The 13,076-nt window shown below is 62.2% G+C and carries 17 protein-coding genes; 8 read left to right on the plus strand and 9 right to left on the minus strand.

Annotated elements, in window-relative coordinates; genetic code table 11:
- Positions 1-91: 91 nt before the first annotated feature.
- Complete coding sequence (locus LB577_RS21715; protein ID WP_224688263.1) at positions 92-676, plus strand: DUF1214 domain-containing protein; 585 nt, start codon at positions 92-94, stop codon at positions 674-676.
- On the plus strand, positions 669-1,238 hold the full coding sequence (locus tag LB577_RS21720; protein ID WP_224688264.1) for a DUF1254 domain-containing protein: 570 nt from the start codon (positions 669-671) through the stop codon (positions 1,236-1,238). Before LB577_RS21715 ends, LB577_RS21720 begins: the two co-directional genes overlap by 8 nt.
- Before the next feature lie 32 nt (positions 1,239-1,270).
- Here LB577_RS21720 and LB577_RS21725 read toward each other — a convergent pair whose 3' ends face one another.
- A complete protein-coding gene (locus LB577_RS21725; RefSeq protein ID WP_023764384.1) occupies positions 1,271-1,459 on the minus strand; it encodes a hypothetical protein in 189 nt (62 codons plus the stop codon).
- Between the two features lie 209 nt (positions 1,460-1,668).
- Between LB577_RS21725 and LB577_RS21730 the strand changes: the two genes are divergently transcribed.
- Positions 1,669-2,715, plus strand: a complete 1,047-nt coding sequence (locus tag LB577_RS21730) for a hypothetical protein (protein ID WP_224688265.1) — start codon at positions 1,669-1,671, stop codon at positions 2,713-2,715.
- Here the strand turns inward: LB577_RS21730 and LB577_RS21735 are convergent.
- The 3 genes from LB577_RS21735 to LB577_RS21745 form a co-directional block, all read right to left on the minus strand.
- Positions 2,693-3,040 carry a DUF1491 family protein gene (locus LB577_RS21735; protein WP_224688266.1) on the minus strand — a complete coding sequence of 116 codons (348 nt, stop codon included), beginning with the start codon at positions 3,038-3,040 and terminating at the stop codon, positions 2,693-2,695. The genes LB577_RS21730 and LB577_RS21735 overlap by 23 nt on opposite strands.
- Before the next feature lie 68 nt (positions 3,041-3,108).
- Positions 3,109-3,945 carry a peptidoglycan-binding protein gene (locus tag LB577_RS21740; RefSeq protein ID WP_224688267.1) on the minus strand — a complete coding sequence of 279 codons (837 nt, stop codon included), beginning with the start codon at positions 3,943-3,945 and terminating at the stop codon, positions 3,109-3,111.
- Positions 3,920-5,668: a sensor histidine kinase gene (locus LB577_RS21745; protein WP_224688279.1), complete on the minus strand. Its 1,749-nt coding sequence runs from the start codon at positions 5,666-5,668 to the stop codon at positions 3,920-3,922. The genes LB577_RS21740 and LB577_RS21745 overlap by 26 nt, the downstream gene beginning before the upstream one ends.
- A gap of 533 nt (positions 5,669-6,201) precedes the next feature.
- On the opposite strand from LB577_RS21745, the gene LB577_RS21750 reads away from it, so the two are divergent.
- Both LB577_RS21750 and LB577_RS21755 read left to right on the plus strand, forming a co-directional pair.
- The gene (locus tag LB577_RS21750) at positions 6,202-6,552 is read left to right on the plus strand and encodes a DUF5330 domain-containing protein (protein WP_023764389.1); all 351 of its coding nucleotides are present in this window, start codon (positions 6,202-6,204) and stop codon (positions 6,550-6,552) included.
- Between the two features lie 155 nt (positions 6,553-6,707).
- On the plus strand, positions 6,708-7,136 hold the full coding sequence (locus tag LB577_RS21755) for a SufE family protein (protein ID WP_224688281.1): 429 nt from the start codon (positions 6,708-6,710) through the stop codon (positions 7,134-7,136).
- Positions 7,137-7,235: 99 nt separating this feature from the next.
- Here LB577_RS21755 and LB577_RS21760 read toward each other — a convergent pair whose 3' ends face one another.
- Entirely contained in the window at positions 7,236-7,661 is a 426-nt protein-coding gene (locus tag LB577_RS21760; RefSeq protein WP_013896464.1) for a MucR family transcriptional regulator, read from the minus strand.
- Between the two features lie 156 nt (positions 7,662-7,817).
- A complete protein-coding gene (locus tag LB577_RS21765) occupies positions 7,818-8,126 on the minus strand; it encodes a hypothetical protein (protein ID WP_224688268.1) in 309 nt (102 codons plus the stop codon).
- 45 nt (positions 8,127-8,171) lie between these two features.
- Here LB577_RS21765 and LB577_RS21770 point away from each other — a divergent pair, with 45 nt between their 5' ends.
- The 3 genes from LB577_RS21770 (at position 8,172) to LB577_RS21780 (ending at position 11,458) form a co-directional block, all read left to right on the plus strand.
- Positions 8,172-10,280: a S9 family peptidase gene (locus LB577_RS21770; RefSeq protein WP_224688269.1), complete on the plus strand. Its 2,109-nt coding sequence runs from the start codon at positions 8,172-8,174 to the stop codon at positions 10,278-10,280.
- An 11-nt stretch (positions 10,281-10,291) separates the two neighbouring features.
- Positions 10,292-10,918 (plus strand): LysE family translocator, encoded by a 627-nt coding sequence (locus LB577_RS21775; RefSeq protein ID WP_224688271.1) that lies wholly within the window; start codon positions 10,292-10,294, stop codon positions 10,916-10,918.
- A gap of 150 nt (positions 10,919-11,068) precedes the next feature.
- On the plus strand, positions 11,069-11,458 hold the full coding sequence (locus LB577_RS21780) for an SET domain-containing protein (protein ID WP_023764393.1): 390 nt from the start codon (positions 11,069-11,071) through the stop codon (positions 11,456-11,458).
- Positions 11,459-11,465: 7 nt separating this feature from the next.
- Here LB577_RS21780 and LB577_RS21785 read toward each other — a convergent pair whose 3' ends face one another.
- The 3 genes from LB577_RS21785 to LB577_RS21795 form a co-directional block, all read right to left on the minus strand.
- Positions 11,466-12,413, minus strand: coding sequence for a cytochrome c (locus tag LB577_RS21785; protein ID WP_023764394.1), 948 nt, complete (start codon positions 12,411-12,413; stop codon positions 11,466-11,468).
- Between the two features lie 9 nt (positions 12,414-12,422).
- Positions 12,423-12,860 (minus strand): c-type cytochrome, encoded by a 438-nt coding sequence (locus tag LB577_RS21790; RefSeq protein ID WP_023764395.1) that lies wholly within the window; start codon positions 12,858-12,860, stop codon positions 12,423-12,425.
- A partial coding sequence (locus tag LB577_RS21795) for a hypothetical protein (RefSeq protein WP_224688272.1) occupies positions 12,857-13,076 on the minus strand: 220 nt, incomplete at its 5' end. The genes LB577_RS21790 and LB577_RS21795, both read right to left, overlap by 4 nt.

Genomic DNA, 13,076 nt, shown 5'->3' on the forward strand with positions numbered 1-13,076 from the left:
CCTCTTACCTCCAAATCGGAAGCCTCCGCTTGCCACAAGGCCCCGCGCCGCGATATCCCCGAGCGGCAATCCTCTGTGAACCCGGCCCTTCATGCTCAAAAATGCCTTCCTGATGCTGCTTTCGCTTGCCATAGCCATCGGCGGCGGCAGCGCCAGCGTCTGGTATGCGCTGAAGATCCAGGACGGTGTCGGCGCGATCAGGATCGGCCAATGGACCGCTTTTCCCGACATCGGCACGCCGGCCGCGGACCCCTACTCCAAGGCGCGCGTGGCACGCGAGGGTGTGCTAACGCTCGGCCGTGCGGAAGGCCTGTCCTTCGTCGCGGAAAATGACGCTGCCGGCGATCAGCTCAAGCGGCAATGCACCTACACGATAGAGGGAGGGTTTCCGACCGCCCGCTTCTGGACGCTTTATGCCGCCGATCAATCGCTCGGCGTCGTCAAAACCGGCAAACCGCGACTTGCGGCACTTCAGTCCTACGAGGTGGTTCGCCAGCCCGACAATTCGGTGATCATTTCCGCCGGCCACCACCCAATGTCCGGCAACTGGCTTCTGACCGACGGTTCTGGGCGGATGTATTTCGTCTTGACCTTCTACGACACACCGATCGCCAGCAGCACCGGCCTGTCGGACGTTTCGTTGCCCAAGATCGTGAAGGTGGGCTGCGATGCGTAGCGTCCATGCCGCGATGCGGAGGCTCTTTCACGCCGTCCTGCTCGGCCTCGTCGGCGCCGGCATCGTCCACATCGTCGTCTTGCTTCTGGTGCCGGAATTTTCGGAACGTGACGCCTGGTCGCGTCTTTCCATGGCCTCGGATCTCTACAGGATGAACCGGCTCGATGCCGAGGCGGGCGGTGCGCCGGTGGTGAAGTCGGTCGATCCGCTGTTTTATGCCACGGCCTGCCGCTTCGACCTTGACGAGGGAATTGTCCGGATCAGGGCGCCGGGGAACGTGCCCTTCTGGTCGGTGTCGGTCTATGACCGCGGCGGCCACAATATCTATTCCTTCAACGATCATACCGCGACAGGCGGCAAACTGGATGCCGTGGTGCTGACGCCGGCGCAGATGATCGACGTGCGCAAGGATCTTCCCGAGGAAATGCAGGGAGCGATCTTCGTCGAGGCGCCGATCAACGAGGGCATTTTCGTCATCCGCAGCTTCGTGCCGGACGACAGCTGGAAGCCGATCGTTTCGCGCTTTCTCGATCAGAGTTCCTGCGAGCTGCAGGACTTCTAGCGCCGCCTAGATCCGTCCAAGCACCACGCGCTTCAATGGTGCGGAACAGGCTTCGTCCGCGATGATCCCGGCGTGTCCGGATCGACAGGCCGCACCTCGCCGGCCTGGGACCGCTCGTAGCGGATGCCGGGAAAGATGATCACTGCCGCCGGTATTTCGGTGGCTTGCTTTACTCGATTGGTCGGTGCCGTTCGCGGCACGAAAGACAGTACCATGCCCATGATTCGCGCATTCCTCTCGGTTTCCCCGGAGCACAACGCAACGCCTCCAAATGTTATTAAGGCCGGCAGAGGGTTAACGGAGCGCTAACGGATCATCGCTAACTTGATCTTTGTTCTAAGGTCAGCACCTTCTGACCGAGCCAATCGCGAAACCGGCACAGCCTGGTTGAGCGTGGCCAAGTGTGTATCGAGTATCGGGCGTATCCTTCGTGTCATCTTCGGACTTCAGGCAAATCGCTGTTCGAACGGAATCGGGAAGGGCCGAAAGGCTGTTCCGCGCCGCAGTGTCGGCATTCTGCTCGCTGACACGCCCGTCCCGCCGCGAGATCGGCCAGCTCGAGGACCTGACGCTGCCGCTGTTCGACGATGTGTCCCTTGAATCGCGACGCTACGTGGCAGCCGCCCTTTCCGAATGCGAATATGCGCCCGCCGCGCTGGTGCGCCGTCTGTGCGAGGAACCGGTCGACGTCGCCGCGCCGCTGCTCATCCGCTCGCGCGCGGTCAGTGACATCGACCTCATCGCGCTGATCGGCCGGCATGGGCTGCCGCACGCACGCGCCATCGCTCGGCGCAAGGATCTGAACCCGACCATCGCCGACCTGATCAGGGCGCTTGAAAGACCGACCCTGGTGCGCGTGCGCGATCCAGAGGCGCAAGCTCCAGCGGCGCCGACGGCGCCGATCGCGGCCGCCGCCACCGCGGACGTGGCGCAAGACAGTGTGGCAGCACAACAGGCCTCCGGCATTGCCGCCGAGAACGCACGGCGCAGGCTGCGCTCCATGATGCGCACCGGCGACGAGGCCCTGGCGGCGCAGGTCGATGCGTTCCCTGGCTCGGATACCTATGTCAAACTGCGCGAGACGGCGCTGACGGGAAACGCCGCCTTCTTCCAGACCGCGCTTGCGGATGCCCTCGACATCGATTTCTCGACCGCACGATCGCTGACCGCCAACCAGAATTATGCGCCGCTGCTTGCGGCGCTGCGCTCGCTCGATTTCAGCGAGGATCGGGCATTCCTGATCACGGTCGCCGTCTATCCCGGCCTGTTCCCGCATCCGCAGGCGATCCGCACCTACCTCGACCGCTACCGGCTGCTGCATCGCGACGTGGCGCTGGAGAGGGTGCGGGGCTGGAAGGCCGAAACGCTGCATAAAACGGTTCGCGAGGCGGCGCCTGCAAACGGCGACAGCCGCACGGCATCGAACAGCGACGATGCCGTGACGTCCTCCGGCCTCAGGGCATCTTCACGGAAATAAGCTGCTCGACGGGGACGGCGCCGGCCTCGATTTCGACCACCCAAATGTCGGGATCGAACTTCTTTTCCCTTTCGAGGCGCGCGTCGAGCACGGCGGCATCGTTGCCGGCGGCAAGCAGGGAGAAGAAGCGGTCGTCGGGCCTGGCCGAATCGTAGCTGGTCTGCGGCGCCGGTCCATAGAGGGCCATTTCACCCATCCTGTCCCGCGCCAGCACGAAAACGGCACCTGCCTCGGTCGCGCCGCGCTTGACCACGGCGGCAAATCCACCGGCGCTGAAAATCCGGCGCAATAGGGCCGAAACCCAGAGATCCGATGTGACGCGCATGAAAACTCCGCAAAGCGTGCGGGCTATGTATCGCTGTTTCCGCGGCTCGGCGAGCCGTCATTTCGCCGTTAGTTGGTCAGGCCGATCTCGCGCATCTTGACGTAGACGATCTCATCGGGTTCGCCGGTCTGCGGCAGCCCGAACAGCGACTGGAATTCCTTGATCGCCGCCTTGGTACGGGCACCGACGACCCCATCCAGTTGCATGTCGTCATTGCCGAACGCCTTCAGTCCGGCCTGGATCTTGACGATGCGAGGATCAGGCCCCTGCAACGCTGCATTCGTCTCCAAGTCATTCTGCCCGGAACCTGCCTGCCCAGAACTTGTCTGCCCAGAACCTGTCTGCCCAGAACCTGTCTGCAAAGACACCGGAACGGCGGCCGGCGTGTCCGGACGCGGCTGCGGTTTCGGCACGGCGGCGGTCTTCGGCGTCGCGCCCAGTTGATCCAGCAGCAGCGCGTCGATCTCGCCGGAGGCGTTGAGCCCGACCTTCTGCTGGTAGGCTTCTATGGCCTTGCGCGTATTGGGGCCGGAAATGCCGTCGACCGTGCCGGAATAGAAGTCGAGGTCTTTCAATATGCCTTGCACCTGCTCGACCACCGGATCGCCCTTGATCGGAGCGGGCGCCGCATTAGGCCGCACGATGTTGATCGTGGTCTCCGGCTCGTCGGTGGCCGTATGTGGAAATCCCTGGAAGCTGCGGGTGGCGAAAAACGCCCCGGCATGCGGGAAAGGCTGATACCACAGCGCATTCGCCGAGACATAGAACAGCGTCACCAGGAATGCCGTCGATCCGCCCACCAGGACAGGATTTCGCGAAATCATGCCGCCGACGGCAATGGCGCCGTCCTGAAAGGCATTGCTGCGGCGTTTGACCGCCTTAGGCCGTCTTGCGGAGCGAGCCATCCCTGTCCCCTTTCGCCCTCATCACCGGCATCGTCAGCACTCCGGTCTGATTGACTGGGCGCCCCTTCGGCCCGTTGACCGGCAGGCTGATGGTCACCGTGGTGCCCTCGCCCGGCGTGCTTTCGATCGACATCGTGCCTTCGTGCAGCGCCACCAGGCCCTTCACCAGGGAAAGACCAAGACCGGTGCCCTCGAAACGGCGGGTGTAGTCGTTCTGGATCTGCATGAAGGGCTTGCCGAGATTTGCGAAATCCTCCTCGGCGATGCCGATGCCGGTGTCCCTGACCCAGAAATGCAGACGCGAGCCGATCCGCTTGGCGCCGACGACGACATCGCCACCATCAGGCGTGAACTTGACCGCATTGGAAACGAGGTTGATGAGGATCTGCTGCACGGCCCGGCGATCGGCGTTGATGTCGCCGGCGTCCGGCGCGATCTGCGTCTGCAGGTCGATGTTCTTGGCTTGCGCCTGCAGCCGCATCATCGACTGGCACATTTCCACGGCTTCCATGAACCGGAACGGCTCCGGTTCCGTTGCGTAGGCGCCCGATTCGATCCTCGATACGTCGAGTATGGATGTCACGACGGCCAGCAGATGTTGGCCGGAATCGCGCACCAGGCCGACATATTCCTTCTGGCGCGGGTCCTTGAAGGCGCCGAACATCTCGTGCAGCAGCATGTCCGAGAAGCCGATGATGGCATTCAACGGCGTGCGCAGTTCATGGCTCACCACCGCCAGGAACCGGCCCTTGGCCACTTCGGCGGCGGCCGCCGCCTCATTGGCCTGCGCCAGTTCTTCGCGCAGCCGGGCGGTCTCGTCATTCTCGCGCAGGACCAGTGTGAAGACATCGCCCTGCTCTTCGCCGCGCACCAGTTCGAGCGCGAACGGCCGATAATTGTCAGCCATCAGGCGATTGTCACCTTGGCCATTGCCGTTCTGGGGCAACCTGATGCGCAGTTCGAGGCGGCGCGACAGGGCGCCATCGCGCATGTCGGCCAAGGCGCTGAGATAGGCGACACGGTCGGACAGATGGACGCGGTCGAAGAAGCCGGTTCCCGAAAGCAACTCCGGCGGCAATTTCAAAAGCGTGCGTGCCCTGGCCGAGGCGTCCAGGACTTCGCCATGGCGAGCGACGCGCAGGACCACCGCATCGATGATATCTTCCAGCCGATCCCCGGTATCGGCTCTATCGGCCGCACCGGCGGTGTCGCGAAACGCCGATATGCGCGGCACGACCGTGAGCGCCCAGGCCAGCGGCACCAGCCAATGCCAGGCGGCGATCTGCGCGTCCGCGAATGGAAGGAAGGCCGCGGACAGCGGCTGAAGGGCAATGGCGACGACGGCCGAGGCAGCCCCCCACAGCGCCGCACGGCGCGAGGCGCCGATCCACCAGGCTTCGAACGGCAGCGCCACGACGAGCATGGCGACAGGAGAGCTCAAGCCGCCGGCGGCACTGATAAGGCCACCAAGCGCGACGGCCGCCATCGCCAGTGCGATCCGTGCCGCCACGGCCATCCTGCCGGTCGCCGCCGCCAGCAGGGCGATGAACCAGCACAGACCGAAGGCCGCGAAGATGGCGGCCATGGTCACCGCGGCGCCCATGCCCGATGTAACCAGTGTGACCGCGGCACCGGCTGCGAAGAACGGCGCCGCCAGCATGACGCCGATGAAGCGGCGCTGGCGCTCGCGGTCGCTCTGCCCAAGTATCGAGGGATGGACCATACGTTCGCAACCGGCGGCAATCGCGCCAGGCAATTCAGCGTATCTGGCCTTGATCGGCATCAACTCAACGCACTCGCACTCGTCGTGAACAGCTCTGCTTCCGCAGATTGTTTTGATTGGCTCTGAAACTCTCATCCAGCGTTTAAGGAATGGATAAGGGCAGGCCCGACCAAAGCCCGGCCTGTGTCAAATATCGGGATGCTTGCCGTCGAAAACCCGGGCAAATGCCGCCATAGTAAATGGAGGGTTATCCGGGAACGCCTGCAGCCAGTGGACCAGGGGTGGGCACGAAAACGCTCGAGTTTTAGAAAAGCGCAATGGAAACAGCCAGATAAATGGTTATTGGTCGGTAACGAAAATCGTCCCGATATGCGACAAATCAATCGCAAAATGCTTCGTTTCGAATTTGCCTAAAATTTGAGGAAAATTGTCGGATGACCCGCAAGCCGTCCTTCGTGCCTGTGTGCCAACATCCTGCCATAAAAGAGGTCATGCCATGTGATGCATGGTCCGGTCACGACGAGAGGCAAGTCATGTTCTTCCTGATAAGAATGGCTTTCTGGTTTTCCCTGGTGCTGCTGGCGCTGCCCCTGACTGCCGGTTCGGACGAACCAGGGCAGGAAAGCGTCGGGCCGATCCAGGCCTTGTTCGCGGCACGCGACGCAGTCGGTGACATTGCCGGCATTTGCGAGCGCAAGCCCGATGTCTGCGAAACCGGCAAGTCCGCCATGCACACCATCACGGCACGCGCCAAGGAGACCGCCAAGATCGCGGCGGCGATGCTGGACGACAAGTCCGCCGGCCCCGACACTTCGACAATGACCGGCAGCGTGGCCGAGAACATCGTGCTGCCCGAGACAGTCAACCTGCCGGTAAAGAATTAAGCCGTCTCGACGGCGCACCGCGGGCCGTCTGCCCTCTCGACGCCCGCGGTGTCCTTGTTTTTTCGTGACGCGGCGCCGCTTGGGTTTTTTCCGTGACGCGACGCCGCTGGGGTTTTTTCCGTGACGCGGCGCCGCCGGGTCACTATATCCGGGGCATGACGGCCTCGATCCAGACGATCCGCGACGACTTCTCCTTCCTTGACGAATGGGAGGACCGCTATCGCTATGTCATCGAACTCGGCGAAGCATTGCCTCCATTTCCCGATGGGGAACGCAACGCCGCCAACAAGGTGCCCGGCTGCGTCAGCCAGGTTTGGCTGACCACCGAACGGGGACCGGGTCCCGATCCGGTCATTGCGTTCAGGGGCGATTCCGATGCCCATATCGTGCGTGGACTGGTCGCGATCGTGCTGGCGCTGTTTTCGGGACGGACCGCCAGCGAAATCCAGAAGACCGATGCCGAAGCGACGCTGAAGGCGCTCGGCCTAGACGAACACCTGTCGCCCCAGCGCGCCAATGGCCTCCGCTCGATGGTCAAGCGCATCAAGCGCGATGCCGAGATGGCGCTCGAACAGACCGCCTGAGTCCCCTGTCCGTCTACACCCCCTGTCCGTCTACCAAGCCGCAAAATCAAACGGCGCCCGAAGGCGCCGTTGATGTCGGTTAAGCCTGACGAGGAGCGATTACCGCGCCTTGCGCTTGCGGCCGAGGCCCATCTTCTTGGCGAGCTGTGAACGAGCCGCCGCGTAGTTCGGGGCAACCATCGGATAGCTCGGGTCGAGGTTCCACTTTTCGCGATACTGCTCCGGCGTCAGATCATAGTGGGTCATCAGGTGACGCTTGAGCGACTTGAACTTCTTGCCGTCCTCGAGACAGACGATGTAGTCGTCATGGACGGAACGCTTCGGGTTTACAGCCGGCTTCTGCTTGTCGGCAGGGGGCTGCTCGGCGGTTCCGCCCACACGCCCGAGGGCAGCGTGGACATCGGATATCAGGTTCGGCAGTTCGCCGACCGGCACCGGATTGTTGCTGACATAGGCAGCCACCACATCGGCGGTGAGCTCGATCAGCGCTTCATTGTTTCGGGAAGGTGATTCGACAATATCCATGGTCTTCAGGCCCCAACAAGAGTGACGTCGATTGTGCCCATTTTTGCAGGCAGGGCATTGCACGAATTTTGTGCAGGTAGAGCTTCTGCGATTCGTGTCGCGGGCACATCAATGCGGCCATGGATCAAGTAAGTCAATTCACTCACTGCATTATATTTACGAATGTTGATCAACTATTCGTCGTTCAGCTTCAATCTTTCGTGCATCATGTAATTTTTCGATATTTTTCGGCCAAACGGGCAAAGGCTGACGTGGCGTCAGCTCGCCGTTACATTCGAGATAACTCACGAAACGGGTTTGAATGCTCGGATTTGCTTGGCCATCGCGCTTGCAACCTTGGTTGTTCACATCTGTCCACAAAACCACAGGTTGCTGATCGTCTTTTTCGCGCAAGGCAACCAGGCGAGATGTCCGCCGGCCGGCCGCCTCGATTGGCCACTTGCCAAGCCGCAAATACGGTCGCATGAGACGGGCCGGCAAAGACCAGAGACACGGGCACAGCGAGACGCAATGACCAAGACTTCCGCATTTCCATCCGTCAGCCCGCCGGTGCCCGAGAAGCGGCCGGTTACCGACACGCATCACGGCATCACGCGAACAGATGAGTATGCCTGGCTGCGTGCCGACAATTGGCAGGAGATGTTCCGGGATCCTTCCCTGCTCGATGCGGGGATACGCGCCGAACTCGAGGCCGAGAACGCCTACCAGTCGAAGCTGATGGCCGATACTTCAGACCTGCGGAAGCAGCTTTTCAAAGAAATGAAGGGCCGCATCAAGGAGGATGATTCTTCGGTTCCCATGAAGGACGGGCTTTATGCCTATGGTTCCTCCTTCAAGCTTGGCGGCGAGCAGCCGCGTTACTTCCGCACGCCGCGCGACGGCGGCACCGAGCGGATCCTGCTCGACGGCGACGCGGAGGCGGAGGGCAAGGCCTATTTCCGGCTCGGCGGCGTCGATCATTCAGCCGACCACGCCAAGCTGCTGTGGGCCTTCGACGACAAGGGCTCCGAATTCTACACGCTGCGCGTGCGCGACCTTGCCGATGGCAAGGACCTGGCGGACCAGATACAAGCCACAGGCGGATCTGGTGTGTGGGATGCCGGCAATGACGGGTTCTTCTACACCCGTCTCGATCCCAACCACCGGCCGTCGAAGGTGCTGTTCCATGCATTGGGACAGAACCCTGAAGACGACCGCCTGATCTATGAGGAGACCGACCCCGGTTTCTTCATGAATGTCGACGGCACCCGCAACAACGAATGGATCATGATCGGCATCAACGATCACGAGACCTCGGAATACCGGCTGTTGAGCGCAAGCGATCCTTTTGCCGAACCCAAGCTTGTTTCGGCGCGCGAGACCGGCCTTCAATATGAGCTGGAGGAAGGCGGCGACATTTTCTTCATCCTGACCAATGCGGACGGGGCGAAGGACTTCAAGATCATGACGGCGCCGGCAAGCGATCCGGTGCGCGCCAACTGGCAGGAGTTGGTGCCGCACGAGCCGGGCCGGCTGATCCTGTCGGTGATCGGCTTCAAGGACCATATGGTCCGGCTCGAGCGCAAGGAGGGCCTGCCGCGCATCGTCGTGCGCGATCGCGCGAATGGCGAGGAGCACCTGATTTCTTTTGATGAAGAAGCCTTTTCGCTCGGCCTTTCAGGGTCGTACGAATACGACACCGAGACCATGCGCTTTTCCTATTCGTCGATGACGACGCCGTCGCAGGTGTTCGACTACAACATGCCCACGCGCGAGCGGGTGCTGCTCAAGACCCAGGAAGTGCCTTCCGGCCACGACCCGGACCACTATGTCACGAGGCGCTTGATGGCGCCCGCCGCCGATGGCGAACTGGTGCCGATCTCGCTTCTGCACCACCGCGACACACCGCTGGATGGATCCGCACCTTGCCTGCTGTATGGCTATGGTTCCTACGGCATCGCCGTGCCGGCCGCCTTCAACACCAACTGGTTCTCGCTGGTCGACCGCGGCATTGTCTTTGCCATCGCTCATGTCCGTGGCGGCAAGGACAAGGGCTACGGCTGGTACGATGACGGCAAGCGTGAGCACAAGATGAACACGTTCACCGACTTCATCGCCTGTGCGCGCCACCTCGTTGCCGAGCGCTATACGGCGCATGACCGCATCGTCGCGCAAGGCGGCTCGGCCGGCGGCATGCTGATGGGCGCCATAGCCAACATGGCGCCGGACTGTTTCGGCGGCATCGTCGCAGAGGTTCCGTTCGTCGACGTGCTCACCACCATGCTCGACGCGACCCTGCCGCTGACCCCGCCTGAATGGCCGGAATGGGGCAATCCGATCGCGTCAGCCGACGACTACCGGACGATCGCCGCCTACTCGCCCTACGACAATGTCGCGGCGCTCGACTACCCGCCGATCCTGGCGCTCGCCGGCCTCACCGATCCGCGCGTCACCTACTGGGAGCCGGCCAAATGGGTGGCGCGGCTGCGCGACCGCAAGAGCGGCGACAATCCGGTGCTGTTCAAGATCAACATGGATTCCGGCCACGCCGGTGCTTCGGGCCGGTTTTCACGCCTGGAAGAGATAGCCTATACCTATGCCTTCACACTGAAGGTGACGGGCAAGGCCCAGCTTGCCTAGGAGACCCGCCGATGATCGATCTGTCCACATTGATCGCCTACGTCGCCGTTGTGTTCGGCTTTGTCTTTATTCCGGGTCCGGCCACCCTGCTGACGATCGCCCGCGCAACGAGTTCGGGCACGAAGGTCGGGATCGCAACGGGTGCAGGGATCGCGGCCGGCGACATGTTTCACACAGCCATGGCGGTGGTCGGCATCTCGGCCGTCATCGCCACCTCCGCGACATTGTTCAGCGTCGTGAAGTATATCGGCGCGGCCTACCTTGTTTATCTTGGCATCCGCGCGATCATCGAAAAGACGCCGGCCGATCCGGCCGCCGGCAAGCTTGCAATCTCGGCCGGCAAGGCATTCGGGCAAGCTGTCCTTACCGAAGTGCTCAATCCCAAGACCGCGCTTTTCTTTCTCGCCTTCCTGCCTCAGTTCGTGCGGCCTGAAAACGGGTTGGTGATGCTCCAGTTGATGACGCTCGGGGTGGTCTTCGTTCTGCTGGGCCTTTTCAGCACGGTCGTTTTTGCGGTGAGCGCCGGGCGGCTCGGTACCTTCCTGCGCCGAAACCCGACGGTGCTGAAATGGCAGGGCAAGGTTGTCGGCGGCATCTACTGCGCCTTGGGTGTTCGCCTGGCTTTGCAACAGCGCTGACGGCGGGCGGGTCGCATCTTCCGCCAGGCACGACGATCATGATTTTTTGAATTCCGAGCTGCTGATTTCCGCTCGCAATTGCGACGGTCGCGCGCTACCCAAAGCACGATTTTCCCGGGCGATGAGCCCATACTCGCATAAGGGTCCACTATGCTGCTCGTCGACGTCTATCTCGACAAATCGCCGATCCAGGGCATCGGCGTCTTTGCCAAGAACCACATCCCCAAGGGCACGCTGGTCTGGAAGCTCGACCCCAGGTTCGACCGGATCATCGACGTGGAAACCTATGAGGGCGAGACGGGGCCGGTGAAGAACTATCTCGACCGCTATTCCTACCCCGACAGGCGCGACCCGGCCTATATCGTCTTCGAAGCGGACGATGCCCGCTACATGAACCATGACGACGAGCCGAATTGCGACGTCTCCTCGCCTGAGGAAACCTATGCCTTGCGCGACATCGCAGCGGGCGAGGAGTTGACCTGCAACTACAATCTTTTCTTCGAAACGGGTTTCGATTTCCTCGGCGACCGGCACCTGTAGTCGATAGTCAGCTCGCCGGCTTGCGCGCCGGATAGCCGTTTGGATGTGGCGGTACAGCCTTGAGGTAAGCGGCGATGGCCGCCCGATCCTGCGGCGTCAGCTCGGCCATATTGCGCTGCACGTCAACCATGGCGCCGCCGACAGAATCGAAATCCGGCGTGAAGCCGGTCTCGAGATAGTTGGCGATGTCGGATTCCGACCAGTTGCCGATGCCGCCCTCGCCCGACGTGATGTTCGGCACGACGCCCTTGCCTTCGGCGGCGACGGCGCCGGCCAGCCATTCACTTTTCCTGCTGCCTCCGGCAAGGTCACGCGGCGTATGGCATTCGCCGCAATGGCCGGGTCCCTCGACCAGATAGCGGCCAGCCATCACCGGTTCAGGCGTGCCACCGGGTAGAGGAATGACCGGCTGATCGCTGAGATAGAGGCGCTTCCACAGGCCGATGCCACGTCGGATGTTGAATGGGAATGCCAGCGAGTTGTCCGGCGCCTTGCCAGCGACCGCGGGCAGGGTCTTCAGGAAAGCATAGAGGTCGGCAATGTCGGCCGGATTCATGCGCGCGTAGGAAGCGTAGGGGAATGCCGGATAAAAATGCTGACCCGAGGGCGACACGCCCTTCAGCATGGCGTTGGCGAGATCATCGAGCGACCATGCGCCGATGCCGTCCTTGGGATCTTGCGAAATGTTGGGGGGAACGAAGGTGCCGAACGGCGTCTTGAGTTCGAGGCCGCCCACCAACTGAAGCCGGGCATCGCCTTGCGAGCCCGGTTTTGCATGGCAGGAGGTGCAGCCGCCCGCGTAGAAAATGCGCTTGCCCTTGGCTGCGTCACCTGGCCCAAGCTTGGCCAGGGCCTGCGTGTCCAGCGTCGCCGGCGCCGACAGGACCCAGCCTGCAACCGCGCCGACGCCACCCAGGATGATGAGGGCGCCGACGAGTTTTTTCAGCCGGGACATTGCCCGCTATCAGCCCTTCTTCACGCGATAGGTCTGGTGGCAGGTGCCGCAATCCGAGCCGATGGCGCCGACTTGCGCTTTCAGCGCGTCGACGTTGGCGGGAGCCGCCGCAACCGCCGCCTTGACGTCGGCAAGATACTTGTCTTCGGTGGCCTTGAAGCCGGCCATGTCTTCCCAGATTTTTGGCGCCGCCGTCGTGTCGCCGGTATCGCTGCCTTTCGGGAACAAGGCGTCGGCGTCGAACGTCTCGGCATTCGCCTGCAGCGCCTGCAGTTGCGTCAGCACGGCCGCGGCATCGAAGGGCTCCTCGCCCTTGGCCACTTTCGCCAAGCCGCCGACGATCTTTCCGCGCTCCTTCATCAGAGCCTGCCTATCGAGGATCGGATCGGCAGAGGCGGCCGAACCGGCGAAGGCGAGCATTGAGATGGCGATGACAAGCTTTCTCATTCATTTGGCTCCATGATGAAGGCATTTCGGGACGGAACGTTAACGGATGCGACGGGTGGAATATTCCCCTTCGCCTGAATGATTTCTGCCGGACCTTTGCTATTGCGTGACTTCGACGCGGAAAAGAAAAGCCCCGGAGTGTGAACTGACCCCCGAAAGTTGGACACAACCTTCGGGGGTTTTGCATGTCCAGACATGGTGCGCGTTTCAAGCGCT

Source organism: Mesorhizobium sp. B283B1A, assembly GCF_020165735.1.
Taxonomy (GTDB): domain Bacteria; phylum Pseudomonadota; class Alphaproteobacteria; order Rhizobiales; family Rhizobiaceae; genus Mesorhizobium; species Mesorhizobium opportunistum.